This window comes from Stenotrophomonas sp. Steno-C17 (assembly GCF_056393165.1).
Window position 1 is genome coordinate 80851 of the sequence record NZ_JBWJPD010000004.1, and the last position, 24443, is coordinate 105293.

General features: G+C 68.3%; 23 protein-coding genes. 4 read left to right on the forward strand and 19 right to left on the reverse strand.

From position 1 onward, the window contains the following. Nucleotides 1-17 precede the first annotated feature (17 nt). The 10 genes from AC06FA_RS05100 to AC06FA_RS05145 all read right to left on the reverse strand — a co-directional run bounded on the left by AC06FA_RS05100 (nucleotide 18) and on the right by AC06FA_RS05145 (nucleotide 9865). Nucleotides 18-665 carry a DUF1287 domain-containing protein gene (locus tag AC06FA_RS05100; protein WP_478067396.1) on the reverse strand — a complete coding sequence of 216 codons (648 nt, stop codon included), beginning with the start codon at nucleotides 663-665 and terminating at the stop codon, nucleotides 18-20. Beyond that, nucleotides 662-1699 (reverse strand): symmetrical bis(5'-nucleosyl)-tetraphosphatase, encoded by a 1038-nt coding sequence (locus AC06FA_RS05105; RefSeq protein ID WP_478067397.1) that lies wholly within the window; start codon nucleotides 1697-1699, stop codon nucleotides 662-664. The genes AC06FA_RS05100 and AC06FA_RS05105 overlap by 4 nt, the downstream gene beginning before the upstream one ends. Nucleotides 1700-1714: 15 nt before the next feature. Beyond that, complete coding sequence (gene apaG / locus AC06FA_RS05110) at nucleotides 1715-2098, reverse strand: Co2+/Mg2+ efflux protein ApaG (protein ID WP_108748588.1); 384 nt, start codon at nucleotides 2096-2098, stop codon at nucleotides 1715-1717. Nucleotides 2099-2111: 13 nt separating this feature from the next. Further along, a complete protein-coding gene (gene rsmA / locus AC06FA_RS05115; protein ID WP_478067398.1) occupies nucleotides 2112-2915 on the reverse strand; it encodes a 16S rRNA (adenine(1518)-N(6)/adenine(1519)-N(6))-dimethyltransferase RsmA in 804 nt (267 codons plus the stop codon). Continuing rightward, on the reverse strand, nucleotides 2912-3892 hold the full coding sequence (pdxA, locus tag AC06FA_RS05120; RefSeq protein ID WP_478067399.1) for a 4-hydroxythreonine-4-phosphate dehydrogenase PdxA: 981 nt from the start codon (nucleotides 3890-3892) through the stop codon (nucleotides 2912-2914). The genes rsmA and pdxA overlap by 4 nt, the downstream gene beginning before the upstream one ends. A gap of 3 nt (nucleotides 3893-3895) precedes the next feature. After that, nucleotides 3896-5242 (reverse strand): peptidylprolyl isomerase, encoded by a 1347-nt coding sequence (locus AC06FA_RS05125; RefSeq protein ID WP_478067400.1) that lies wholly within the window; start codon nucleotides 5240-5242, stop codon nucleotides 3896-3898. Continuing rightward, a complete protein-coding gene (gene lptD / locus AC06FA_RS05130; RefSeq protein ID WP_478067401.1) occupies nucleotides 5239-7683 on the reverse strand; it encodes an LPS-assembly protein LptD in 2445 nt (814 codons plus the stop codon). Before lptD ends, AC06FA_RS05125 begins: the two co-directional genes overlap by 4 nt. An 89-nt stretch (nucleotides 7684-7772) precedes the next feature. After that, nucleotides 7773-8711: a histone deacetylase family protein gene (locus AC06FA_RS05135; RefSeq protein WP_478067402.1), complete on the reverse strand. Its 939-nt coding sequence runs from the start codon at nucleotides 8709-8711 to the stop codon at nucleotides 7773-7775. Between the two features lie 6 nt (nucleotides 8712-8717). Continuing rightward, nucleotides 8718-9272, reverse strand: coding sequence for a cob(I)yrinic acid a,c-diamide adenosyltransferase (locus AC06FA_RS05140; protein ID WP_478067403.1), 555 nt, complete (start codon nucleotides 9270-9272; stop codon nucleotides 8718-8720). An 8-nt stretch (nucleotides 9273-9280) separates the two neighbouring features. Next, complete coding sequence (locus AC06FA_RS05145) at nucleotides 9281-9865, reverse strand: hypothetical protein (protein ID WP_478067404.1); 585 nt, start codon at nucleotides 9863-9865, stop codon at nucleotides 9281-9283. Nucleotides 9866-9974: 109 nt separating this feature from the next. Here AC06FA_RS05145 and ubiH point away from each other — a divergent pair, with 109 nt between their 5' ends. Continuing rightward, nucleotides 9975-11183: a 2-octaprenyl-6-methoxyphenyl hydroxylase gene (gene ubiH / locus AC06FA_RS05150; RefSeq protein ID WP_478067405.1), complete on the forward strand. Its 1209-nt coding sequence runs from the start codon at nucleotides 9975-9977 to the stop codon at nucleotides 11181-11183. Continuing rightward, nucleotides 11180-12361 carry a UbiH/UbiF family hydroxylase gene (locus AC06FA_RS05155; RefSeq protein WP_478067406.1) on the forward strand — a complete coding sequence of 394 codons (1182 nt, stop codon included), beginning with the start codon at nucleotides 11180-11182 and terminating at the stop codon, nucleotides 12359-12361. The genes ubiH and AC06FA_RS05155 overlap by 4 nt, the downstream gene beginning before the upstream one ends. A gap of 1213 nt (nucleotides 12362-13574) precedes the next feature. Here the strand turns inward: AC06FA_RS05155 and rlmM are convergent. From rlmM to AC06FA_RS05180, 5 genes are all read right to left on the reverse strand, one after another. Next, nucleotides 13575-14642, reverse strand: coding sequence for a 23S rRNA (cytidine(2498)-2'-O)-methyltransferase RlmM (gene rlmM, locus AC06FA_RS05160; RefSeq protein WP_478067407.1), 1068 nt, complete (start codon nucleotides 14640-14642; stop codon nucleotides 13575-13577). Beyond that, entirely contained in the window at nucleotides 14626-15186 is a 561-nt protein-coding gene (locus AC06FA_RS05165) for a nucleoside deaminase (RefSeq protein WP_108755466.1), read from the reverse strand. The genes rlmM and AC06FA_RS05165 overlap by 17 nt, the downstream gene beginning before the upstream one ends. Before the next feature lie 95 nt (nucleotides 15187-15281). Beyond that, nucleotides 15282-16019, reverse strand: coding sequence for a DUF6348 family protein (locus AC06FA_RS05170; protein ID WP_478067408.1), 738 nt, complete (start codon nucleotides 16017-16019; stop codon nucleotides 15282-15284). Between the two features lie 31 nt (nucleotides 16020-16050). Continuing rightward, complete coding sequence (locus AC06FA_RS05175) at nucleotides 16051-16698, reverse strand: hypothetical protein (protein WP_478067409.1); 648 nt, start codon at nucleotides 16696-16698, stop codon at nucleotides 16051-16053. Between the two features lie 43 nt (nucleotides 16699-16741). Next, the gene (locus tag AC06FA_RS05180) at nucleotides 16742-18490 is read right to left on the reverse strand and encodes a glutamine--tRNA ligase/YqeY domain fusion protein (protein ID WP_478067410.1); all 1749 of its coding nucleotides are present in this window, start codon (nucleotides 18488-18490) and stop codon (nucleotides 16742-16744) included. Between the two features lie 145 nt (nucleotides 18491-18635). Here AC06FA_RS05180 and AC06FA_RS05185 point away from each other — a divergent pair, with 145 nt between their 5' ends. Continuing rightward, the gene (locus AC06FA_RS05185) at nucleotides 18636-18899 is read left to right on the forward strand and encodes a putative signal transducing protein (RefSeq protein ID WP_478067411.1); all 264 of its coding nucleotides are present in this window, start codon (nucleotides 18636-18638) and stop codon (nucleotides 18897-18899) included. Nucleotides 18900-18929: 30 nt separating this feature from the next. Beyond that, nucleotides 18930-19595 carry a peptide-methionine (S)-S-oxide reductase MsrA gene (gene msrA / locus AC06FA_RS05190; RefSeq protein WP_478067513.1) on the forward strand — a complete coding sequence of 222 codons (666 nt, stop codon included), beginning with the start codon at nucleotides 18930-18932 and terminating at the stop codon, nucleotides 19593-19595. A gap of 621 nt (nucleotides 19596-20216) precedes the next feature. Here the strand turns inward: msrA and AC06FA_RS05195 are convergent. From AC06FA_RS05195 to ahpF, 4 genes are all read right to left on the reverse strand, one after another. Next, entirely contained in the window at nucleotides 20217-21173 is a 957-nt protein-coding gene (locus tag AC06FA_RS05195; RefSeq protein ID WP_478067412.1) for a transaldolase, read from the reverse strand. A gap of 50 nt (nucleotides 21174-21223) precedes the next feature. Continuing rightward, nucleotides 21224-21628: a nucleoside diphosphate kinase regulator gene (rnk, locus tag AC06FA_RS05200; protein WP_312706682.1), complete on the reverse strand. Its 405-nt coding sequence runs from the start codon at nucleotides 21626-21628 to the stop codon at nucleotides 21224-21226. 122 nt (nucleotides 21629-21750) lie between these two features. Next, nucleotides 21751-22716, reverse strand: coding sequence for a LysR substrate-binding domain-containing protein (locus AC06FA_RS05205; protein WP_478067413.1), 966 nt, complete (start codon nucleotides 22714-22716; stop codon nucleotides 21751-21753). An 87-nt stretch (nucleotides 22717-22803) separates the two neighbouring features. Continuing rightward, on the reverse strand, nucleotides 22804-24396 hold the full coding sequence (gene ahpF, locus AC06FA_RS05210; protein WP_478067414.1) for an alkyl hydroperoxide reductase subunit F: 1593 nt from the start codon (nucleotides 24394-24396) through the stop codon (nucleotides 22804-22806). Nucleotides 24397-24443 lie beyond the last annotated feature (47 nt).

Here is a 24443-nt window from a genome sequence, read left to right on the forward strand (position 1 = left end):
CGCTACCGGGAGAGTCGCTACGGCATCCGGTAGTGCCCGATGATGGCGTGCTGGAACAGCAGGTTCTCTTCGCGCGTGCCGCGGGCGATGTTGTGCAGGATCAAGGGCGTGCCATCGGCCAACCGGCGATCGGACACGATGCCCACGTGCAGCAGGCCGTTGCCCCTGAGCTTCCAGGCGACGATGTCGCCGGCCGCGTAGTCCACCGAAGTGCCCGTGATCGGCTGCTGCCAGCCCTGCCGCTCGAACCAGCGCATCAGGTTCGGCACGCGCCGATGATCGATGTTGCGGTCCGGTCGTGACAGGCCCCAGATCGCCGGATAGGCACTGAAGTCCGCGCGCATGTCTTCATGCACGCGCGCCTGCAGGTCCACGCCCTGGCTGCGCAGCGCGCGCACTACGACGTCGGTGCAGACGCCACGATCAGCCGGCACATCACCGCCGGGATAGGCCAGTACCTGGTATGCGGGGTCGTAGCGCGTGGTCACGCCCACCTGTGCGCGCGCCGCGACCACCAGTGGCGGCGACGACGAAGGGGCAGCGGGCGTCGGCGCCGATGCGTGGGCATCGGCAGGCGGCGGGGGCGGGGACGCGGGCTGGCAGCCACTGGTACAGACCAGGGCAAGCAGCAGCACCGTCCATGGTGCATCGCGTCGCTGGCTCATGCCGTCGGCGGGGCTCCATTGCCGGGAGCGGTGCCCCCGCCACCACCACCACCACCACCACCACCACCGCCACCGCCGCGACGGCGGCGGCGGCGCGGGCCGCGGTTGCCGGGAGCGGCAGGCTGGCCGTTGCCGCCTTCCTTGCCCGGCGCAGCGGCAGGCGCACGCGGCTGCGGCGGGCGTGCCGGCGGCCGTGCGTTGGGGACTGGCGCCGGCACATCACGGCCAGGCACCTGCACCACGCGCAGCTCGTCGGTATCCAGCTGCAGGGCGGTCAGCTTGCCGCCCCACACCGCACCGGTGTCGATGGCGTGCACGCCCTGGGTGATGGTCAGGCCCAGCGCCGACCAGTGGCCGCACACGACCTTCAGGTCGCGCTCGACCCGGCCGGGGACTTCGAACCAGGGATACAGCCCCTGTTCCTGGGTGCCGGGCGTGCCCTTGTCTTCAATGCCGATGCGCCCGCGCGGGGTGCAGTAGCGCATGCGGGTAAGCACGTTGATGATCGCGCGCGAGCGGTCATAGCCGGCCAGGTTCGGTGCCCAGCTGGGCTTGTCGCCGTACATGTTGCGGAACAGCTTGCGGTAGCCGGCACCGTGCAGCTGCACTTCCACTTCGGCGGCGTGCTTCTCGGCCATCTGCGTGGTCCACTTCGGCGCCAGGCCGGCATGCACCATCATCCAGCCCAGCTCGCGGTCCACGTGCACCAGCTTCTGCAGGCGCAGCCACTCCAGCAGTTCGTCGCGGTCCTCGGCCTGCACGATGCGCAGCAGGTCCGGGTTGACCTTGCGCTGTTCCTCTTCGGTGCGGGCGCCAACGGCCAGCAGCGAAAGGTCATGGTTGCCCAGCACCACCACGCTGTGCGCGCGCAGCGAATGCACCAGGCGCAGGGTTTCCAGCGATTGCCCGCCGCGGTTGACCAGATCGCCACAGAACCACAGGGTGTCCTGCGCCGGGTCGAAGCGGATCTTTTCCAGCAGGCGCTGGGTTACGTCGTAGCAGCCCTGCAGGTCGCCGATCGCCCACACACTCATCGTCCGGCCTCCGTGTCAGTGCAGGGTACGCGGGATGGCCAGCACGAAAGGTGCGACCGGCGCGGCAAATTCAGTGCCATCGTCGGCAACCATGTCGTAGTGGCCCTGCATGGTCCCGTGGTCGGTGCCCAGCATGACACCCGAGGTGTAGTGGAAGTCTTCACCGGGGCGCAGGCGCGGCTGTTCGCCGATCACGCCATCGCCATCGACATGCTCGACGCGACCGTTGGCGTCGGTGATGCGCCAGTGGCGCGCAACCAGGCGGGCCGCCACGCGGCCACGGTTGCGGATGCGGATCGTATAGGCGAACGCATAGCGGCCGTCTTCCGGCGCGGATTGGTCGTCGAGGAAGCGCGGGGCAACTTCAACGGAGATGGCGTAAACGTCAGCGTCTTCCATACCGGCAGTGTAATCAGGTGGCATTGGCCAAAGCGATGAATTCAGCCACATCCAGCTGTTCGGCACGGGCATCGGGGCGCACACCGGCAGCGGTGAACTGTTCGGCGGTCACCACCTTGTTCAACGCGTTGCGCAGGGTCTTGCGGCGCTGGCCGAAGGCGGCCTTGACGACTTCTGCAAAGCGCGCGTGATCGTGGATGGCGATCGTGGCCGGATCGCGCGGTACCAGCCGCACCACGGCCGAATCGACCTTCGGCGGCGGCCGGAACGCACCCGGCGGCACCACGAACAGCGAGGTGACCTGGCAGTACGCCTGCAGCATCACGCTCAGGCGGCCATAGACCTTGCTGCCCGGGCCGGCGGCCATGCGATCGACCACTTCCTTCTGCAGCATGAAGTGCATGTCGCGGATGACCGCGGCATGTTCCAGCGCGTGGAACAGGATGGGCGAGGAGATGTTGTAGGGCAGGTTGCCGACCAGGCGGATCGGCTGGCCGGCGGCCAGTTCGGTGAAATCCACGCGCAGCACGTCGCGATGGACGATGGTCAGTTCGCCCAGCGGTTCGGCGGCCGCGGTGAGCGGCGCGATCAGGTCGCGGTCGAACTCGATCACGGTCAGCTTCGGGTGGACACGCAGCAGCGGCAGGGTGATCGCGCCCTGGCCCGGGCCGATCTCGACCAGGCGGTCACCATCCTTGGGGTTGACCGCCATCACGATCTTGTCGATGTAGTGGCGGTCGGCCAGGAAATGCTGGCCAAGCTGCTTCTTGGCCGGGGCGGTGAACACCGGGCCGGAGGGGGAATGCGGGGAATTCATACGCTCAGTGTACGTTGCCGGGCCAATTGCGCACACAGGGCGGTGGCAGCCTGCAGGCTGGAAGGATCGGCAACGCCGCGTCCGGCCAGGTCCAGCGCGGTGCCATGGTCGACTGCCACGCGCGGGTAGGGCAGGCCCAGGGTCAGGTTCACGGCCTGTTCGAAGCCGGAGTACTTCAGCACCGGCAGGCCCTGGTCGTGGTACATGGCCAGCACGGTGTCGAACCCGGCCAGCTTGGCCGGCAGGAAGGCGGTGTCGGCCGGCAGCGGCCCGACCAGATCCATGCCTTCGGCGCGCAGGCGCTGCAGCAGCGGGATGATCAGGTCCAGTTCCTCGCGGCCCAGGTGGCCGTCTTCGCCGGCATGCGGGTTCAGGCCCAGCACGGCGATGCGCGGTGCGCCCAGGCCGAATTCGCGGCGCAGCGCGGCATGCACGGTGCGCAGGGTGTGCTCCAGACCAGGCGCGGTGATCGCATCGGCCACCTCGCGCAGTGGCAGATGGGTGGTGGCCAGCGCCACGCGCACGATGTCGTTGGCCAGCATCATCACCACCTTCACCCCGGCCTGGTCGGCCAGCAGTTCGGTGGTGCCGCTGTAGGCGATGCCGCCTTCGTTGATGACGGCTTTGTGCACCGGGCCGGTGACCACGCCGTGCAGCTCACCGGACAGGCAGGCCTGGCCGGCGCCGAGCAGGGCGCCGATGACCGCGCCGGCGTTGGCCGGGTCGGCCTGGCCGAAGCGGCTGGGCACGGCATTGGCGACCGCGCGCAGGCGCAGATCGCCTGGCAGGCGCGCTTGCGCCTCTTCCGGCAGCAGTTGCAGGGGCAGGTTCAGCGCGGCAGCGGCCGCGCGCAGGGTGTCCGGGTCGGCGAAGGCCAGCAGCCGGCAATCATCACGCGGCTGCTGGACCAGGCGGACACACAGTTCCGGACCTATCCCGGCGGGCTCGCCCGGTACCAGCGCGAGCTCGGGGCGCATGGGTCAGGACTGCGGCGGGGTGGCGGTGTTTTCCGCCCGGTCGCCGCTGCGGAAGCTGACGTAGGCTTCGCCACGCAGTTCCTGCAGGAAGCGGTTGTATTCCTCTTCCAGCTTGCGGCGGCCGATGGTTTCACGCACCTGGGCACGCTGGTTGTCGTTGGTCACATCGGTCTGGCGCGTGGCAACGCGTTGCACGATGTGCCAGCCGGCATCGGTACGGAACGGCTGGCTGACGCCGCCGTCCTGGATGCCTTCCACCTGCTGGCCGAAGGCCGGACCGAAGGCATCGGCCGGGAACCAGCCCAGATCGCCGCCCTGGCCCTTGCTGTTGTTGTCTTCCGACGATTCCTTGGCGACCTGCTGGAAGTCGGCACCACCGGCCACGCGGGCGCGCAGGGTGTCGATCTTGGCCTTGGCTGCGGCGTCGGTCTGGTTGCCGTCCACGCGCACCAGGATATGGCGGGCGTGGTACTCGGTAACGGTGTGGGCACCACCGGCGGCGGCGTTGGCATCGCGCACTTCCACCAGCTTCAGCAGCTGGAAGCCGCTGGGGCCGCGGATCGGGCCGACCACATCGCCTGCCTTCATCTGCTGCATCATCTGCGCGAAGGCGGCCGGGATCTCGTCCAGGGTACGCCAGCCCAGATCGCCGCCTTCCAGCGCGTTGGGGCTGTCCGAATAGCGCACGGCGGCGGCGTTGAAGTCCAGCTCGCCCTTGTCCAGCAGGGTCTTCACGCCGTCGGCCTTCTTCTGGCCGGTGGCGATCTGGTCGGCGTTGGCGCCGTCGGGCAGGGCGATCAGGATGTGCGCCAGGTGGTACTGGTTGCCGGCGGTGGCCTGCTGCTTCAGCGCGGCATCCACTTCACCCTCGCTCACGCTGATGCGGCTCTGGGCGAAGCTCTGGCGCAGGCGCTGCACGGTGATTTCATCGCGCACCGACGAGCGGAACTCTTCGAAGTCGATGCCGTCGTGGGCCAGGCGCTGGCGCAGGGTGTCCAGGTTGGAGCCGTTCTGCTGGGCGATGGAGTTCATCGCCTGGTTCAGCTCCTGGTCGCTGACACGGATGCCGCTGCCCTGGGCGCGGGCGACCTGCAGCTTCACCAGGACCAGACGCTCCAGCACCTGGCGGCTGAGCACGTCGTCCGGCGGCAGCTGGTTCTCGCGGCCGGCGTACTGGGCCTTGATGTTGGCGATGGCGCGCTGCAGTTCGCTCTGCAGGACCACGTCCTCGTCGACGATCGCCGCAATGCGGTCCAGCGGCTGGGCCTCCTGCGCGATGACCTGCAGGGGGGCGGACACGCTGGACACCGCCAGCAGCGAGGCGAGAAGAACGGGGAAGCGCTTGGTCATGGGATCAGATTCGGATCGTAGTCGTCCCGGGTCACCCCGGTATTGCTGGGCGGCACCAGATAAAGGTCGTCGCGGTTGTACCCGAGGATAGCACGGCGCAGGGTACGGTCCGTGTCCTGGCCCAGCGAGCTCAGGCCCTTCAGCACGAACTCGATCTGGATGGAATTGTTCAGCTCGCCTTCGCGGTTGCGCACGTAGCGGCGGGCCACGGCGCGCACGGCCAGACAGCAGCTGTCCCACTGCACGCCGCCGATGATTTCCAGCGGGGCCTTGTCTTCCAGCGAGTAGTAGTAACGGCCGACCAGGCTCCAGCGCGCATTCAGCGGGTACAGGAACGACAGGTCGGCCTGCTTCAGCAGATCGGTGCCGTCGGGGTTGATGCGGTGGCGGTAGGTCAGGTTGACCACGCCATCGTTGGACATCAGGTAACGGGCGCGGAAGCTGGCCAGGTCTTCACGCTTGTACTTGGGGTCCCACTGGTAGGTGGCGCTCAGGGTCCAGCGGTCGTTCACCATGTAGTTGGCATCGGCGATCCAGGCCGATTTGCCCTTTTCCACCGGCGCGCCGCCCGGGGTGGTGGTCACCCGCGACTCGTCGAAGTACTGGATCTGGCCGATGCTGGCCGAGAACCGTTCCTTGCCGGTGGTCTGGTCGATGAAGCGGGTACCCAGCGCCATGGTCAGCTGGTTGGCATCGTTCTGGCGGTCGGCACCGGTGTAGCGCGAATCGCGGAACAGCTGGCCCCAGCTGAAGGTGAAGTCGCGGGTGTCGAACAGCGGCAGGTCGTCCTGGTTGCGGTAGGGCGTGCGCAGGTAGAACAGGCGCGGCTCCAGGGTATGCAGGAACGACTTGCCACCGATGGTGGTCTCGCGGTCGAAGAACAGGCCGGCGTCCAGGCTGGCGATCGGCAGCGACCGGCTGGGCGAGGTATTGCCGCGCAGCTGTTCGGCGCTGGCCGTGGCCGGGTCGATGCCCTGCGAGGTCAGCACGGTCTTGCGGATGCTGTCGGCCAGTCCGCGGTCCAGGTTGTAGGCGGTGTAGCGGTAGGCCAGGGTGGGGGTGACATACCAGGCCGCGCCGCTGAACGGGAACGAGATGGACGGCTTGATGTCCAGGCGCGAGCCGCCGTCCATGCGGGTCACGTTGCCGGTGCGCGCGTACTCCAGGTCCGAGCCGTACTTCTCATGCACGTCATCGTGGGTGAAGCGCACCGCTTCGGCGTACAGGTTGGTCTCCACCCACGGCAGCAGCGCCTTGTCCCAGGTGAAGTACAGGCGCGGCTGGCGGTTGTAGGCCAGTGCCGACTCGGTCAGGGTGTAGTCGGTCAGCTGCCAGCGGTCGGCCATGATGCCGGCCGTCCAGTCCTTGCCGGTGCCGTACAGGCCAATGGTGCTCTGCAGGTTCGATGCGGTCACGCCCTGCAGGCGGTTGGCGAAGTCCTCGACGTAGCGCTCGTCGCTCACCCAGGCCAGGTTGGCACGGGCCTGCCAGTGGTTGTCCACGTTGTGGTAACCGCTGTACATCACCCGCCCGCGGTCGCGGTCGCGCAGTTCGTCGTTGGGGATGTAGGCGGTCAGCAGCTCGCCGCGCCCGCCGTTGTAGAGATAGCGGAACTCGTTGTCCAGCATCAGGCCGCGCTGGCTCATGTAGCGCGGCATCAGCGTGTCGTCGTAGTTCGGCGCCAGGTTCAGGTAGATCGGCTGGGTGTAGTCGAAGCCGTTGCGGCCGGACATGCCCAGCTGCGGGAACAGCAGGCCGGTCTTGCGGCGGTCGTCGATCGGGAACTTGAAGTACGGCGCCCACAGCACCGGCACCTTGCCGATGCGCAGCACGGCATTGCGGGCCGTGCCGAAGCCTTCGTCGTTGTCCACGTCGATCTGCGGCGCGGTCAGCTTCCATACCGGCTGCGACGGATCGCAGGTGGTGTAGGTGGAGCGGTGCATCTGGCCGACGGCGCCCTGCAGGTCGACCGATTCGGCTTCGCCGTTGCCCCGGCGCGACACCAGCTGGTACTGGATGTCGGTGATCTTGTGGGTATCGCTTTCCTGGTTGCCCTCGGCGCGCTTGGCCACCATGCGGATCGAGGAATCCTGGTAGCGCACGTTGCCGTCGGCGATGTAGTTGCCGGTGTCGGTATCGAAGCTGAGCTTGTCGGTGCCCACGAACTGGTCGCCGCGGCGCAGCGCCACGTTGCCCTGGTACTGCGGCACGGTGGTGGTGCCCAGCAGCTGGTCACCCTCGATGTCGGTGGGCTGCTGCTCGCGCTGGGCGCTGACGGCGGCCTTGTCCTGCCCCGGCACCGGGGTGGGGGCATCGGTGAAGGCGGGAATGACTTCGGTGGCCGGGCACAGGCCCCAGTTGAGCGGCTTGTCATCGGCCATCGCCGGCAGGCAGACAGCGATGCTCAGGGGCAGGGGAAGCAGGCGGAGGGCTCGGCGCACGCGGTTCGGATTCGGGCGAAAACGGACGGTAGATTGCCCCATCCCTTGCATAGGGGCAATGAAGGCGTCCGGCCGAGGCCGGTTCGGGTTCATCCTGGACCGGCCGCGGCGGTGCCCTGCAGCAGGGCCTGCACGTGGGCCACGGTGCACTCGGAAAGGGCCTGCAGGTCGTAGCCGCCTTCCAGCATGGACACCACGCGGCCGGCCGCATGGCGCCGTGCCAGGGCGTGCAGTTCGCCGGTGATCCAGGCGAAATCCTCGGTTTCCAGCATCAGGTCGGCCTGCGGGTCGCGCAGGTGGGCATCGAAACCGGCCGAAATCAACAGCAGCTGCGGGCGGAAGTCGTCAATGGCCGGCAGCATCTCGTCGGCCCAGACGTTGCGGAAGCGGAAGCCGCCACTGCCCGGCGGCAGCAGGATGTTCATCAGGTTGCCTGCGCCACGGTCGCGGCGCAGGCCCGAGTTGGGGAACAGGCCGGCCTGGTGGGTGCTGTAGTACGACACCCGCGCGTCGTGCTGGAAGATGTCCTGGGTGCCGTTGCCGTGGTGGACATCGAAGTCCACTACCGCGATGCGCTCCAGCCCGTGGCGGTCGCGGGCGTAAGCGGCGGCCACCGCGATGTTGTTGAGCAGGCAGAAGCCCATCGCGGTGCTGCTGGTGGCGTGGTGGCCGGGCGGCCGCACCGCGCAGAACGCCAGCGGGTCATCGCCCAGCATGACCGCATCGACGGCGGCCACGCCGGCGCCGGCGGCGTGCACGGCGGCGCTGGCCGAACCGGGCGAGGTCCAGGTGTCCATGTCCAGCTGGCGCAGCGGCGCGGTCTGCGGCTGCAGCACGAAGTCGAGCAGGGCGCTGTCGTGGACCCGGCTGAGCTCGCCGAACTTGGCCGGCGGCGCCTGGCGCCAGTCCAGCTGGGTGGGAAAGGCCAGGTGCAGGGCGTCGAGCACCACCTGCAACCGTTGCGGGCACTCGGGATGGCCGGGGCCCGGATCGTGCAGCAGGCAGGACGGGTGGCTGAAGACCAGCATCTGCGCTCAGGCCTGCCGGTGCTGCGGTTGCCACAGCGCTTCGCCGTGGCCATCGGCACGGGCCAGCACCCGGCACAGCACGAACAGCAGGTCCGACAGGCGGTTGAGGTACTGCAGCGCTTCACCGCGCACGCTCTGCACGCGGGCCAGGCTGACCGTTTCGCGTTCGGCCCGGCGCACGATGGTGCGGGCCAGGTGGCAACGCGCAGCGGCCTCGCCACCGGCAGGCAGGATGAATTCCTTCAACATCGGCAGGTCGGCGTTGTACTGGTCCAGCTGCTGTTCCAGCGCCGACACGTCGGCGGCGTGGATGGCGGCATGGCCGGGCACGCACAGTTCGGCGCCCAGATCGAACAGCTGGTGCTGCAGGTGGACCACCAGCGCGCGCACATCGTCGGGCAAGGGCGCAGCCAGCAGCAGCCCCAGGGCGGCATTGGCTTCGTCCACGGTGCCGTAGGCGGCCACGCGCAGATCGTCCTTGGCGACCCGGCTGCCGTCACCCAGGCCGGTGCTGCCGTCGTCGCCGGTACGGGTGTAGATGCGCGAAAGCCGATGACCCATGCCGGTGCTCAGTGGTGGATGTCGCGGCGGGCCTGATGCAGCTTCAGCATCTGCTCGACGGCCAGCTGCAGCGCGGCGGCCAGCGCCACATACAGGGCGGTGGTGCGCAGGTAGGGCCCGAACCACTGGGCGTAGTTCTGCGCCCAGCCGGCCAGGGTCGGTTCGGCCACGTTGCGGCTGGTCCAGTAGAACCCGCCCTGGGCCAGCAGGTGGCACAGCGCCACCGAGGCCACCAGCAGCACCACACCCCTGGCCAGCACCGACCACTGCGCACCCTGGTAGTTGCGGCCCAGCAGCAGGCCGCCGGCCCACAGCGAGAAGTACGCCGGCAGCAGCAGCCAGTAGCCCGGCGACACGCAGTAGTGCTGCCAGAAATCCAGCCCGGCGCTGCGGATCACGATCCAGTCCACCAGCACGGCGAACACCATCAGCAGCGGGAACGCCCAGCGGGTCCAGCGGCCGAGATGGAAGCCGCCGATGAAGAACACCGCCCAGGAGGCATCGGGGATGGCCGCGAAGTGGTTCACGCGCGTCGCCGCCAGCAGCAGCACAAGCACGGACAGGACGAAAGCGCGATGGGCGGTGTCGGACATGACGGGGAACCGTGGGGCGGATTCAGCTTCCATTCTAGCCCGCCGCGCGCGCTGGCGCAGGGTCGGCCGGGCGGGGGCTGCCGGTGCGGTGAGCGCGTATCATTGGCCCATGAGTGAACGACATGACGTGCTGATCGTCGGTGGCGGTCTGGTCGGTGCCAGTCTGGCCATCGCCCTGGACCGGCTGGGCCGCAACGTAGGGCTGCTGGAAGCGAGCCCGGCCGGTGAACTGCCGGCCGTGTTCGACCAGCGCAACCTCAGTTTCGCCGCGGCCACCGTGAACGCACTCACCGCCTTGGGGGTGATGCAGAAGCTGGCCATGCCGCCGGGGCCGATCCGGCGCATCCACGTCAGCCGTGCCGGCGACTTTGGTCGCGTGCAGATGGATGCGGCCGATTACGACCGGCCGTGGTTCGGCCAGGTGGTGGTCGCGCGCGATTTCGGCCAGGCGCTGGAGGCGCGGCTGCAGGAACTGCCGCAGCTGCACCGCTACCGCCCGATGCGTTTCATCGGACTGGGTGCGGTGGTCGACGGCTACCGCCAGGTGCACGTGGCTGACGATGCGGGCGAGCGTGTCCTGCTGGCCCGGCTGGTGGTGGGGGCCGACGGCACCGCCAGCGGCGTACGCGATGCGCTGGGCATTGCGGTGGATCGCCACGATTTCCAGCAGACCCTGTTCGTGGCCCGCGTGCGCAGCCAGCGCGCGCCTGATGGCAGCGCGTGGGAGCGTTTCACCGACACCGGCCCGACCGCGCTGCTGCCGCGCGGCGACCGCCACTTCGGCTGCGTGCATGGCGTGGCCCGTGACCAGGCCGAGGCCGTCATGGCGCTGGACGACGCGGCCTGGCTGCAACGCCTGCAGCACACGCTGGGCTGGCGCGCCGGGCGCCTGCTGGAATCGGGCCCGCGCAGCGCCTACCCGTTGGTGCAGGTGCTGGCGCGCGCGCTGGTGGGCGAACGCGCGGTACTGCTGGGCAATGCCGCGCAGACCATCCATCCGCTGGGGGCGCAGGGTTTCAACCTGGGCCTGCGCGATGCGCTGACCCTGGCCGAGCTGCTGGAAACGGCCGCCGACGATGCCGGCAGTGACGCGCTGCTGCAGGCCTACGTGGCCCGGCGCACGGAAGACCGGCAGCAGACCGTGGCGTTCTCCGGTGGGCTGGCCCGGCTGACCAGCAATCCGGCACCGCTGCTGCGCCCACTGCGCAGCCTGGGGCTGGTGGCGGCACAACGCGCCTCGGTGCAATCGATGCTGGTGGGGGGCGCCATGGGCTTCCGCGGCGACGTACCGCGCCTGTGCCGTGGGGAAGCCGCATGAGCCGGCGCATGCGCCTGGATGTGGTGGTGGTCGGTGGCGGCGTGGTGGGTGCAACCTGCGCCCTGGCGCTGGCCGATGCAGGCCTGTCGGTGGCGCTGGTCGAAGGCCGCGAGCCGACGGCCTGGCAGGCCGCGCAGCCGGATCTGCGCGTGTTCGCCTTCGCCGCCGACAACGTGCAGCTGTTGCAGCGCCTGGGGGTCTGGCCGGCCATCGCCCAGGCCCGTGCCTGGCCGTACCGGCGCATGCAGGTGTGGGATGCGGCCGGCGGCGATGACCTGCTGTTCGACGCAGACCGCTTCGGCCGGCGTGAGCTGGGCTTCATCGTTGAAAACGGCTTGCTGCAGGACCGCCTGTGGGCAGCGTTGCCAGCGGCGGGTGTGCAGGTGCACTGTCCGGCGCGGGTGGAAGCGCTGGAGCAGGACGAAGACGGCGTGCGCCTGCGGCTGGACGATGGACGCAGGCTGGAGGCGGCGCTGGCGGTGGCCGCCGATGGCGCCGAATCGACCCTGCGCCGCCTGGCGGGCATCGACGTGGAATCGCACGACTACCACCAGCGCGGCGTGGTGGCCTATGTGGACAGCGAACTGCCCAACCAGGCCACGGCCTGGCAGCGCTTCCTGCCGACCGGGCCGCTGGCGCTGCTGCCGGTGGCCGAGCGCCGCAGTTCCATCGTGTGGACCCTGCCCGAGGACGAAGCGGCACGCGTGCTGGCGCTGGACGACGCCGCGTTCAATCGCGAACTGACCCGCGCCTTTGCGGGGCGGCTGGGCGAACTGCGCCTGGCCTCGGCGCGCGCGGCGTTCCCGCTGCGCCGGCAGCTGGCTCGCTACTATGTGTCCGGTCGCGTACTGGCGCTGGGCGATGCGGCGCACGTGGTGCACCCACTGGCGGGGCAGGGGGTGAACCTGGGCCTGCGCGACGTGGCCGCCCTGCAGCAGTGGTTGGCGCCCTCTGCCCAGCGCCGTGGGCAGCCGCGTCTGTCGCCGCAGCGGTTGCAGCGCTGGGCGCGCGAACGCCGCAGTGACAACCAGATTGCCGCGTACAGCTTCGATGCGATCAACCGGCTGTTTTCCAACGACGAGATGCACCTGACCCTGGCCCGCGGCCGCGCGCTGGGCTGCGTGGGCAAGTGGCCGCCTCTGGTGCAGGCGTTCTGGAAGCGCGCCGCCGGCGTCTGAACGGCACGCCGCTCGGCTACCACCCACCGCAGGACGCCGCTCTGGTAGGTGCCAACCTTGGTTGGCACGTCTGTCAGGCCATGTCGGCCCAGATGGGGCGCAGGTGTTTCAGAGGCTGTGCCAACCAAGGTTGGCACCTACCCACCGCGGGACGCGTTGCTCTGCCACCTGCCGACCGGGCGGCACGCCGCTCTGGTAGGTGCCAACCTTGGTTGGCACGTCTGTCAGGCCACGTCGGCCCAGATGGGGCGCAGGCGTTTCAGAGGCTGTGCCAACCAAGGTTGGCACCTACCCACTGCGGGACGCGCTGCTCTGCCAACTACCGACCGCGCGGGATGCCGCTCTGGTAGGTGCCAACCTCGGTTGGCACATCTGTCAGGCCATGTCGGCCCCGATGGGGCGCAGGTGTTTCCGAGGTAGTGCCAACCAAGGTTGGCACCTACCTACCGCGGCACGCCGCTCTGGCACCCGCCCACCGCAGGACGCCGCTCTGGTAGGTGCCAACCTTGGTTGGCACATCTGTCAGGCCACGTCGGCCCAGATGGGGCGCAGGTGTTCCAGAGGTTGTGCCAACCAAGGTTGGCACCTACCCACCGCGGGACGCGTTGCTCTGCCACCTACCGACCGCGCGGGACGCCGCTCTGGTAGGTGCCAACCTTGGTTGGCACGCCTGTCAGGCAACATTGGCCCAGATGGGGCGAAGGTGTTCCAGAGGTTGTGCCAACCAAGGTTGGCACCTACCCACTGCGGGACGCGTTGCTCTGCCACCTACCGACCGCGCGGGATGCTGCTCTGGTAAGTGCCAACCTTGGTTGGCACGTCTGTCAGGCAACATTGGCCCAGATGGGGCGCAGGCGTTTCAGAGGCTGTGCCAACCAAGGTTGGCACCTACCCACTGCGGGACGCGTTGCTCTGCCACCTACCGACCGGGCGGCACGCCGCTCTGGTAGGTGCCAACCTTGGTTGGCAGGTCTGTCAGGCCACGTCGGCCCAGATGGGGCGCAGGCGTTTCAGAGGTTGTGCCAACCAAGGTTGGCACCTACCCACTGCCGGACGCGTTGCTCTGCCACCTACCGACCGCGCGGGATGCTGCTCTGGTAGGTGCCAACCTTGGTTGGCACGTCTGTCAGGCGACGTCGGCCCAGATGGGGCGAAGATGTTTCCGAGGTTGTGCCAACCAAGGTTGGCACCTACCGACGGCGCGGTACGCGCCTCAGCGCAGCGGCGAAGCCAGCACCGTGATCTCCTCACGGTCGTGGTACAGCTGCTTGGCCCGCACCACCAGGGGTTTGCCGGCCTGTTCCTGGAACAGATCCAGGCACAGCCGGGTTTCGTCCCAGCGCTTCTTCATCGGCAGCTTCAGGTTGAAGATCGCGTGCCGGCACCAGCCTTCGCGGAACCACGTCGCCATGCGTTCGGCCACGCGGCGCGGCTGTTCCACCATGTCACAGACCATCCAATCCAGTGCCTGGTCGGGGTGCCAGTGGAAGCCGTCGGCGCGCAGGTGCTCGACCAGGCCGGTGTCCAGCACGTGCTGGCGCAACGGCCCGTTGTCGATGCTGAGCACGTGCACGTGCTGGCGGGTCAGCACCCAGGTCCAGCCGCCGGGGGCGGCGCCCAGGTCGGCCGCGCGCATGCCCGGTTTCACCAGGGCCTCGCGCTCGTCCGGTGCCAGCAGGGTCAGCAGGGCTTCGTCCAGCTTCAGCGCCGAACGCGACGGTGCTTCGGGAAGCAGCTTCAGGCGCGGAATGCCCAGTGCCCACGGTGCACTGTCGGCCGGGTCGGCCACGCAGACGAACGCATGGGTGCCATCGACGAAGACCACATGCAGCCGCGGCAGGCGCGGGTTCGGCTTGTCGGTCAGCTTGCCGGCCTTGCGCAGCGCCGGGCGCAACGCATTGCCGAACGCACGGGCCAGGCCGGACAGCGGTTTGCCGGCATCCGAATCGGGGTGTTCCACCCACAGATCGCCGAAGCGCGGCGCATCGGCCAGCACCTCCAGCATCGGGGTGATGCGGTCAGCCGGGTCCAGCTGCGGCAGCTCGGCCAGCACCACCAGCTTCTGCCGCGCGAAGATCAGTTCGCGCCACGGCAGGCGCGGGGCCAGCGTGGCGGCTTCGTCGCACATGAACAGCACGTAGCCATCATTGCGCTGGGTGCGCGCATAACCGGCGAAACCGGCCTGGCCGGCGCGATGCTGCAGTTCGCCGGCCAGCTCGGGTTCGAAACCCTGCCGGCACAGGCAGAGCAGGCCAATACCGGTCTCAGTAACGGGTGCCATCGGCTTCCCCATAGGCACGCAGCACGCTGCGCGCGGCATCGCGGTTCAGGCCCTGCACCACTTCAATGCCGCGCTTGTTGAGTTCGCCGACCCAGTCGGCCGGCAGCGGGCCTTCGTCGAACGGGGTCAGTTCTTCCACGTCGGCCGAACTGGCACCGATCAGCAGGCGGTCGATGCCGGCCCACACCGTGGCGCCGTAGCACTGGCAGCACGGCTGCGAGCTGGTGGCCAGGGTGACCGGCGACAGCACCGCGTTCAGGCGCGGGGTCTGCAGGCGCTGCTGGGCCAGCATGTAGGCCATGTTTTCGGCGTGTGCCAACGAGGTGGCGTGCGGCACGACGCGGTTCACGCCGGCGGCGATCACCTTGTCATCGGGGCCGAACACGACGGCGCCGAACGGGCCGCCACTGGCGTGTTCGACATTCAGCCGCGACAGCTCGATCGCCAGTGCGACCTTGGCCTCGTCGCCCGGATAGCGACGATCCAGGTCGATCTGGTCGTGGATCCAGGCGGGAAGGGTCAGGTGGACTTGCGCGTACAGCATCGCGGGGGTGCCTCGTAGGTGGAGAGATGGGGCAGGAACAACAGCCGGCGCGCAGTGTAGCCGCAGCGGCATGCAGCGGGGGTGTCGGCGCGGGATCAGGCGTCGGCTTCAGCGTCGGTGTCGGTGCGGATCACTACGTACTGCTTGCGGAATTCCAGCCCGGCCTGCGGCCAGCGCGCGGCGTAGGCGCGCAGCAGGGGCAGGGCGGCGGGGAAGTCATGGCCGTTCACCCGGCAGTCGGCCTCGCACTGGCCGTCGGCATCGCGCGAGGCGAACAGGCGGATGCCGAGGAACTGGCGGGTCTTCAGCAAATCGTTGAAGGCTTCCAGGCTCTGGGTGAACAGGCAGCAGGGGCAGGAACCGTGGTCGTCCTCGCTGCAGGCGGCGGCCTCGTCGCGCGGTTCGCCGCGGTAGTGGGCCAGCGGCCCCAGCACCACCGCGCGCGCCAGCGCCGTGCCGGTTTCTTCGGCCGGGTAGCGCAGGGTCAGCATCTGCAGTTCCGGCGCATCGTCGGCGCCGACGGCGGCCTGCAGCGTCGCCAGGTCCACCCGCACCCAGTTTTCGAAGCCGGACAGCACCGCCTCCTGCTCGCTGTCGCCGGCGGCGTGCTGGTACTCGAACAGGCCATCGGCGAACAGGTCCGGGTGGCGTACTTCGATCACGGTGGAGGTCTGCCAGCCGCCGTTGTCGCGGGCGTTCGAGGCCACCCCATGCGCGGCCAGGCGCAGGCCGCTGTCCAGCACCAGTTCAGCGCCGTCGACGCTGCAGGCAATGTCGCGCCCCTGCAGAACCTGCATCAGCAGCGGAAGGAAGGGATTGGCGGTAGCAGTCATGTCAGGCCTGTCAGTAGGGATGGGGTTGCGGTCACAGGGCTTCGCGGTCGTCGCGGTAGCGCTGCGCCTGCGCCTGCTGTTCCGGGTCATCGCCATGGTCGCGCAGCCAGGTGTCCAGTTCGCGTCGGTAATCGGCGCGGAAGCGCTCGTTGCCGGGGCTGAAATGCAGCCTGCGCGCGGCCACGTCCACCCGCTCGCGTGCACGTGCGCGGGACTGGGCGATGCCATGCGGCGATTCGTTGGTGAGGATCACGATGCTGCGCGGGAAGCCGGGTGCGTACTTCACCGCGAAGGGCTGGCCCTGCGCGGGAATGCGGATCGCGTTTTCCAGCGGCCACAGCGAGATGGTGTTCGTATGGAACACCACGTCCACATCCTGCCCATCGGCGGTATGCACCACCGCCTCGTAACGCCAGATGTAGCGGTCGTTGAGGGTGGAACTGGTTTCCTCGGCCTTGACGATCACCGCCTCGCCGCGCTCGCCGATCCAGTTCACCCAGGCCGCGTTGACGAACGCGCCCAGGAAGACGTTCAGCATCGCCAGCGGAAACATGGCGATGAGGTAGAGCGGCGTGCGCCGCCACCACGACAGCAGGCCGGCCAGCGCCATCAGCACCGGCAACGCCAGCAACGGGTGCTGGGACAGGAACCAGAGCAGGGCGGAGGGGGCGGCGGTCATTGTCGGGGGCAGGCGGGCGCCGTCCTGGCGCCCGCGCGGTTCCTCAGGCCGACCAGGTGTCGCGCAGGGTCACGCTGCGGTTGAACACCGGCTTGGCTTCGGTGTGGTCGCGGCGGTCGGCAACGAAGTAGCCGGTGCGCTCGAACTGGAACGACTGTTCCGGGGCCGCGCTGGCCGCGGCCGGCTCGACATAACCGGTGACGGTGCGGCGCGATTCCGGGTTCAGGTAGTCGCGGTAGGTCTTGCCTTCCGATTCGTCGTCCGGGTTCGGCACCGAGAACAGACGGTCGTACAGGCGGATCTCGGCCGGCACGCCGTGCACGGCGCTGACCCAGTGGATGGTGCCCTTCACCTTGCGGTTGGCGCCTTCCATGCCCGGGCGCGATTCCGGATCCAGCCAGCCGCGCAGTTCGGTGATGGTGCCGTCGGCATCCTTGATCACTTCATCGCAGCGGATGATGCCGGCGCCGCGCAGGCGCACTTCACCGCCCGGCACCAGGCGCTTCCAGCCCTTCGGCGGTACTTCGGCGAAGTCCTCGCGGTCGATCCACACTTCGCGTGCGAACGGCACCTGGCGGCTGCCGAAGCTCTCGTCCTTCGGATGGTTGCTGAAGGTCAGCTGCTCTTCGTGGCCCTCGGCCAGGTTGGTCAGCACCAGCTTCACCGGGTCGATCACCGCCATGCGGCGCGCCGCGGCGCTGTCCAGGTCTTCGCGCAGCGCGCCTTCCAGCACGCTGAAATCGATCATCGAGTTCTGCTTGCTGATGCCCACGCGCTCGGCGAACAGGCGCATCGCCGCCGGGGTGTAGCCGCGGCGACGCAGGCCCTGCAGGGTCGGCATGCGCGGGTCTTCCCAGCCGTCCACCAGCTGTTCGGTCACCAGCGCCATCAGCTTGCGCTTGCTCATCACCGTGTAGTTGATGTTCAGGCGCGAGAATTCGATCTGGCGCGGCTTGGCCGCTTCACGCGGCAGGCCGGCGTCGACCAGCGGCTGGGTCAGCGCATCGTCATGGGCGAAATCGACGTTGTCCACGCACCAGTCGTACAGCGGGCGGTGGTCTTCGAACTCCAGCGTGCACAGCGAGTGGGTGATGCCCTCGATGGAATCGCCCAGTGCATGGGCGAAGTCGTACATCGGGTAGATCGGCCACGCGTTGCCGGTGTTCTGGTGCTCCACGTGCTTGATGCGGTACAGGGCCGGATCGCGCAGGTTGATGTTGCCGCTGGCCATGTCGATCTTCGCGCGCACGGTACGCGCGCCGTCCGGGAACTCACCGGCGCGCATGCGGCGGAACAGGTCGAGGTTTTCCTCCACGCTGCGGTCGCGCCACGGCGAGGGGCGGCCCGGTTCGGTCAGGGTGCCGCGGTAGGCGCGCACTTCCTCGGCCGACAGGTCGCAGACATAGGCCTTGCCCTGTTCGATCAGCTTCTCGGCCGCCAGGTAATAGGTCTGGAAGTAGTCCGAGGCATGGCGCAGTTCGTTCCACTCGAAGCCCAGCCAGCGCACGTCGTCCTGGATGGCGGCCACGTACTCCGGATCTTCCTTGGCCGGGTTGGTGTCGTCGAAGCGCAGGTTGCACACGCCGCTGAATTCACCGGCCAGGCCGAAGTTCAGGCAGATCGACTTGGCGTGGCCGATGTGCAGGTAGCCGTTGGGCTCGGGCGGGAAGCGGGTCTTGATCGCCTGGTGCTTGCCGCTGGCCAGGTCCTCGCGCACGATCTGGCGGATGAAATCGCGCTTCTCGTGGCTGTCGGCGGGGGTCTCGGGGCTGGCGGGGGTGTGCTCGGACATGAGTCTGGGGCGAAAAAGGGCAGAAAGACCAACAGTCTAGCGCGTACCGGCCAGGGCTGCCGGGGTTTGCCGCCCTGCCCGGCGAGCGCAGCGGCGCGATTCAGGCCCCGGGCGTATGCTGGAACCCTGTCCCGAGGAGCCGCCCATGCACATCGTGTACAAGGCCGACAACCTGTTCGACGCCCACCTGGTGAAGCACGCGCTGGAAGATGCGGGCATTCCCGCCTTCGTGTTCGGCGAATCGCTGCTGGGCGGCATGGGCGAACTGCCGCTGTTCGGCGTGCTGCGGGTGGGCATCCCCGATGCGGCGCGGTCGCAGGCCGAGGACATCGTGGCCGCGCTGGACTTGGGCCAGGGCCCGGCCGACCCCATTTCCGATGCAGACGATTGGGCCGGACAGCCGGCGTAGGAGCGCATCATGTTGGGAATTGGCCAGGGCATCCTCGGCATCGGGGCCTTCAAGCAGCGTCTGCCGCGTGCGGAAGAGGCGCTGCCGGGGCGTGACCAGCCGTTGCCGCTGCACAGCAACCAGCACTTCGTGAACAGCCATCCGCTGAAGGACCGTTTCGCCGGCCTGCAGCAGATCCGCATCGCCTTGGGCTGTTTCTGGGGCGCCGAACGCAAGTTCTGGAGCGAGCCGGGCGTGTACAGCACCTCGGTGGGCTATGCCGGTGGCATTACCCCGAACCCGACCTACGAAGAGGTCTGTTCGGGCCTGACCGGGCACACCGAAGTGGTGCAGGTGGTGTTCGATCCGGCGGTGGTCAGCCTGGAGCGGCTGCTGCAGTTGTTCTGGGAAAGCCACGACCCGACCCAGGGCATGCGCCAGGGCAACGACACCGGCACCCAGTACCGTTCGGCGATCCATGCCACCACCGAGGCGCAGTACGCGGCCGCGCTGGCCAGCCGCGAGGCGTACCAGGCGCAGCTGGACGCGGCCGGTTACGGGCCGATCACTACCGAGATCGTGTATCCGGCACCGGAGTACTATTACGCCGAGGATTACCACCAGCAGTACCTGGCGAAGAACCCGAACGGCTACTGCGGCATTGGCGGCACCGGCGTGAGCTGCCCGATCGGGCTGGATGTGGAGGCGCCGCGCTGACGCGCGGAGGTCCGCCTGCGGCGGGCAACATCAACATCAACATCCAAACCGGCTCTGGGTTTTGATCGGTTTGGCAGGGCGGGCACAGATGGCGGGACACGCCGTAAACCCGTCCATGGGGGCTCGGCCACGGCATCCATGCCGTGGACGGTCCCGCCATCTGTGCCCGCCCGGCCTTCGATCATTTCCCGGTGACGGTGGGCAAGAGCATTGGTTGGTGACGAACTGATGGAAAAGAAAAAGGACGCGGCTTTCGCCGCGTCCTTTTTCTTTGGTCGTGCACGACGCCGTCGCCGCGATCGTGGTCTTTGGTCGTGCATTGTCCCGTAGAGTCGAGCTTGCTCGACTGCGAGCAAGCGAAGCGCGCGACCCGCGTTTGCTCTTCTTTCTTTCTTCCGTGGCGGGCGGCCACCGGAAACTGTCAGAGGGCGGGCGGGTTGGGTTCGCGGGAGTGTCCGCCGCATGGATGCGGCGGCCAAGCCTCCAGGGATGGATTCACGGCGTCTCCCGCGAACCCAACCCGCCCGACCCAGCGCGGCTGTTGTCCCAGCGGTCAGTCGAGCAAGCTCGACTCTACCGAGCCAAGCAGCCCGCCACGAGGGGCTCAGCCGTTGGCTGGAATCACAGTTCCGAGCGGATGCGCTCGCGCAGTGCCTGCAGGTCCTTGGCGAATGCGTCGATACCGGTGGCCAGCTTCTCGGTGGCCATCGGATCGGCCGCCAGGTCCGCCGCGAACTTCGCTGCGTCGATCGGGGTCACCGCCACGCCGTCGGCCGCACCGGCCACCAGCTTGCGCGGCAGTTCGCCGTGGTCGGCGTCCAGCTTTTCCAGCAGGTCCGGCGAAATGGTCAGGCGGTCGCAGCCGGCCAGCGCTTCGATCTGCGCGGTGGAACGGAACGAGGCGCCCATCACCACGGTGGGCGAACCACGGCGCTTGAACTCGGCGTACACGCCGCGCACGAACTTCACGCCCGGGTCTTCGTCGATGTTGGCCGGGGTCTGGCCGTTGGCCACGTACCAATCCAGGATGCGGCCCACGAACGGCGAGATCAGGAACGCGCCGGCTTCGCTGCAGGCCAGCGCCTGGGTCGGGTTGAAGATCAGGGTCAGGTTGCAGTCGATGCCTTCGGCCTGCAGGATGCGCGCGGCCTCCACGCCTTCCCAGGTCGCGGCGATCTTGATCAGGATCTTCTCGCGCGGCACGCCGGCGTCGGCGTACATCTGGATGAACTGGCGGGCCTTGGCCACGGTGGCGGCGGTGTCGTGGGCCTGGTCGGCATCGACTTCGGTGGACACACGGCCCGGCACCAGGGTGCTCAGCAGCGCACCCACGCCGATGGTCAGGCGGTCGGCCACCGCGTGCACCACGGCTTCGCGGTCACCGCTCTGCTGCCGGCCCCAGGCCAGTTCGCGCTCGATCAGTTCGGCATAGACCGGCAGGTCCAGTGCCTTCTTCACCAGGGTCGGGTTGGTGGTGCAATCCACCGGCTGCAGGCGCTTGATCGCGTCGTAGTCACCGGTATCGGCAACGACCACCGACAGTTCACGCAGCTGGGACAGTTTGGACGGGGTACTCATTACGGCTCCTGGTGCAGGGAAATCGAATCGCGCGCGGTGCGCAGCGGGTTTCAGGGACGGTCGTTGTGAACCGCAGTGACGCGCAGCCGCAGCTTGCGGCCGCCGGGTGCGTTCCAGTCGATGCTCTGGCCCACGGCCAGGCCCAGCAAGGCGCTGCCAACCGGGGCCAGCACGGAGACCTTGCCCTCGTCGACATTGGCTTCGCGGGGGAAGACCAGGGTCAGGACGTGCGTCTCGCCCGACACCTCATCTTCGCACTCCACGCGCGAATGCATCATCACGATGCCTTCGGGAATCTGATCCGGCGCCAGCACGGTGGCCCGGTTGAGTTCCTGGGAAAGCGCGAGCGCGGCAGGCGTCTGGCTCAGCGCAGGGGAATCGAGCATGGCCTCCAGGCGGTCCATGTCGAAGCTGGAAACGGTGATCGACGGCGGCAGGCCGCTGGCGGTGTTCATGGTGGTGCTCCTTGGTTGATAGCCATGCAAAAGGCGGCGCTTCGAGCGCCGCCTGGGACTATTGTGGGGACAAATGTGGCCGGAATCGACTCCCGGCACCTCGCGAGGGCGAACGACGGGGATCAGCCGTTCAGCAGCGTCGTCGCTGCGCCAGGCGCTTCGCCGGCCGGCGCGCCCTGCGCGTCCAGGGTGAACAGCGCCTCTGGCAACCGCTTGAACTGTTCGGCCAGCTCGGTCAGGAAGCCATGCATGGCCGAACTGCGGCGCCAGACCATGGCAATGCGGCGGCTGGGCCGGCCTTCGCCGACGAAATCGATCAGGCGGATGTTGCTCGAGCGCGGCACCGGCGGTTGCACCGACAGGCTGGGCAGCAGGGTGATCCCTACATCGGCGGCGACCATCTGCCGCAGGGTTTCCAGGCTGGTGGCGCGGAATTCGGATTTCTCGTTGGCACCGAACAGGCGGCACACTTCCAGCGCCTGGTCGCGCAGGCAGTGGCCGTCTTCCAGCAGCAGCAGCTTCTGCGTGGCCAGTTCCTGCACATCCATGTGCTCGCGCCGGGCCAGCGGATGGCGCCCGGAAACGGCCAGCAGGAACGGCTCTTCAAACAGGAACTCGGCGTGCAGCTGGTCGTCCACCACCGGCAGTGCCAGCAACGCGGCGTCCAGCTTGCCGTCGCGCAGGCGCTCCAGCAGTACGTCGCTCTTTTCTTCCACCAGCAGCAGTTCCAGTTCCGGGAAGCGGCTGCGCAGGCGCGGAATGACGTGCGGCAGCAGGTACGGGCCCAGCGTGGGGAAGATGCCCAGGCGCACGGTGCCTGCTTCCGGATCGCGGTTGCGCCGCGCCGCTTCCTTCAGCTGCTCCACTTCGGACACGATCACCCGTGCCCGTGCGGCCGCTTCCTGGCCGGCGGGGGTCAGCATCACTTTGCGCGGCGCGCGTTCCACCAGCGGCAGCCCCAGCTCTTCCTCCAGCTTGCGGATCTGGGTGGACAGCGTGGGCTGGCTGACGAAACAGGCGGCGGCGGCCCGGCCGAAATGCTTGTGATCGGCCAGGGCCACCAGGTACTTCAGATCGCGTAGGTTCATCCTTCAGACCCCAGGGAAAACGGACCGGCGGTCGGCATGGTCGACCCAGCAGGCTAACGATGTTCCCGGTGGGCTGGGAACGGTGGATCAGGCCGCTTCGGCCACTGCACCACTGCCGGTGTTCACCGACGAGCGGATCAGGTGGTCGAAGGCACTCAGTGCAGCGGTGGAACCGGCGCCCATGGCGATGATGATCTGCTTGTAGGGTACCGTGGTGCAATCACCGGCGGCGAACACGCCCGGCAGGTTGGTCTGGCCACGGTCGTCGATCACGATCTCGCCACGCGGCGACAGGGCCACGCTGTCCTTCAGCCATTCGGTGTTGGGCAGCAGGCCGATCTGCACGAAGATGCCTTCCAGCTCGACGCGGTGGGCATCGCCGCCGACGCGGTCCTTGTAGACCAGGCCGGTCACCTTGCTGCCATCACCCAGAACTTCAGTGGTCTGCGCGCTGGTCAGCACGGTGACGTTGCCCAGGCTGCGCAGTTTCTTCTGCAGCACTTCGTCGGCACGCAGGCTGGAATCGAACTCCAGCAGCGTCACATGCGACACAATGCCCGCCAGGTCGATGGCCGCTTCCACGCCGGAATTGCCGCCGCCGATGACCGCCACGCGCTTGCCCTTGAACAGTGGGCCATCGCAGTGCGGGCAGTACGCCACGCCCTTGTTGCGGTACTGGTCCTCGCCCGGCACGTTCATCTGCCGCCAGCGCGCGCCGGTGGACAGGATGACCGAACGCGACTTCAGCACCGCGCCATTTTCCAGCTGCACCTGCACCAGGCCATCTTCACCGGCCGGCACCAGCGCAGTGGCGCGCTGCAGGTTCATGATGTCCACCTCGTACTCGCGCACGTGCTGTTCCAGCGCGGTGGCCAGCTTGGGGCCTTCGGTTTCCTTCACCGAAATGAAGTTCTCGATGGCCATGGTGTCCAGCACCTGGCCACCGAAGCGCTCGGCGGCAATGCCGGTGCGGATGCCCTTGCGCGCGGCATAGATGGCCGCTGCGGCACCGGCCGGGCCACCGCCGACCACCAGCACGTCGAAGGCGTCCTTGGCGGCGATCTTCTCGGCGTCGCGCTTGCCGGCGTTGGTGTCCAGCTTGGCCACGATCTGCTCCAGGGTCATGCGGCCCTGGTCGAACACTTCGCCGTTGAGGTACACGGTCGGCACCGACATGATCTCGCGCTTCTCGACTTCGTCCTGGAACAGGGCGCCGTCGATGGCCACGTGCTGGATACGCGGGTTGAGCACGGCGGCCAGGTTCAGCGCCTGCACCACGTCCGGGCAGTTCTGGCAGGACAGCGAGAAGTAGGTTTCGAACTTGTATTCGCCTTCCAGGTTCTGCACCTGCTCGATCAGCTCGGCGGTGGCCTTGGACGGGTGGCCGCCCACCTGCAGCAGCGCCAGCACCAGCGAGGTGAACTCGTGGCCCATCGGCAGACCGGCAAAGGTCAGGTGGATGTCCTGGCCCGGGGTGCCCAGGTCGAACGAGGGCACGCGGCCCTGGCCATCGCGCAGCACCTGCAGCGAGATCTTGTCCGACAGGCTTTCCAGGGTCTGCAGCAGTTCCAGCATTTCCTGCGACTTGGCGCCATCGTCGGCGCGCGCGGTGATCTGGATCGGGCGGGTCACGCGTTCCAGATAGGTCTTCAGCTGCGACTGCAGGTTGGCGTCCAACATGGTTCTCTCCTGGTTTCAGGCAAAGCGTGGGCGTGGCACCGCTGTAG

Bases quoted from the DNA above. Each gene is read 5' to 3' on its own strand.
- AC06FA_RS05100 (WP_478067396.1), bottom strand. From the start codon at position 665: ATGAGCCAGCGACGCGATGCACCATGGACGGTGCTGCTGCTTGCCCTG.
- AC06FA_RS05105 (WP_478067397.1), bottom strand. From the start codon at position 1,699: ATGAGTGTGTGGGCGATCGGCGACCTGCAGGGCTGCTACGACGTAACC.
- apaG (WP_108748588.1), bottom strand. From the start codon at position 2,098: ATGGAAGACGCTGACGTTTACGCCATCTCCGTTGAAGTTGCCCCGCGC.
- rsmA (WP_478067398.1), bottom strand. From the start codon at position 2,915: ATGAATTCCCCGCATTCCCCCTCCGGCCCGGTGTTCACCGCCCCGGCC.
- pdxA (WP_478067399.1), bottom strand. From the start codon at position 3,892: ATGCGCCCCGAGCTCGCGCTGGTACCGGGCGAGCCCGCCGGGATAGGT.
- AC06FA_RS05125 (WP_478067400.1), bottom strand. From the start codon at position 5,242: ATGACCAAGCGCTTCCCCGTTCTTCTCGCCTCGCTGCTGGCGGTGTCC.
- AC06FA_RS05135 (WP_478067402.1), bottom strand. From the start codon at position 8,711: ATGCTGGTCTTCAGCCACCCGTCCTGCCTGCTGCACGATCCGGGCCCC.
- AC06FA_RS05140 (WP_478067403.1), bottom strand. From the start codon at position 9,272: ATGGGTCATCGGCTTTCGCGCATCTACACCCGTACCGGCGACGACGGC.
- AC06FA_RS05145 (WP_478067404.1), bottom strand. From the start codon at position 9,865: ATGTCCGACACCGCCCATCGCGCTTTCGTCCTGTCCGTGCTTGTGCTG.
- ubiH (WP_478067405.1), top strand. From the start codon at position 9,975: ATGAGTGAACGACATGACGTGCTGATCGTCGGTGGCGGTCTGGTCGGT.
- AC06FA_RS05155 (WP_478067406.1), top strand. From the start codon at position 11,180: ATGAGCCGGCGCATGCGCCTGGATGTGGTGGTGGTCGGTGGCGGCGTG.
- rlmM (WP_478067407.1), bottom strand. From the start codon at position 14,642: ATGGCACCCGTTACTGAGACCGGTATTGGCCTGCTCTGCCTGTGCCGG.
- AC06FA_RS05165 (WP_108755466.1), bottom strand. From the start codon at position 15,186: ATGCTGTACGCGCAAGTCCACCTGACCCTTCCCGCCTGGATCCACGAC.
- AC06FA_RS05170 (WP_478067408.1), bottom strand. From the start codon at position 16,019: ATGACTGCTACCGCCAATCCCTTCCTTCCGCTGCTGATGCAGGTTCTG.
- AC06FA_RS05175 (WP_478067409.1), bottom strand. From the start codon at position 16,698: ATGACCGCCGCCCCCTCCGCCCTGCTCTGGTTCCTGTCCCAGCACCCG.
- AC06FA_RS05180 (WP_478067410.1), bottom strand. From the start codon at position 18,490: ATGTCCGAGCACACCCCCGCCAGCCCCGAGACCCCCGCCGACAGCCAC.
- AC06FA_RS05185 (WP_478067411.1), top strand. From the start codon at position 18,636: ATGCACATCGTGTACAAGGCCGACAACCTGTTCGACGCCCACCTGGTG.
- AC06FA_RS05195 (WP_478067412.1), bottom strand. From the start codon at position 21,173: ATGAGTACCCCGTCCAAACTGTCCCAGCTGCGTGAACTGTCGGTGGTC.
- rnk (WP_312706682.1), bottom strand. From the start codon at position 21,628: ATGAACACCGCCAGCGGCCTGCCGCCGTCGATCACCGTTTCCAGCTTC.
- AC06FA_RS05205 (WP_478067413.1), bottom strand. From the start codon at position 22,716: ATGAACCTACGCGATCTGAAGTACCTGGTGGCCCTGGCCGATCACAAG.
- ahpF (WP_478067414.1), bottom strand. From the start codon at position 24,396: ATGTTGGACGCCAACCTGCAGTCGCAGCTGAAGACCTATCTGGAACGC.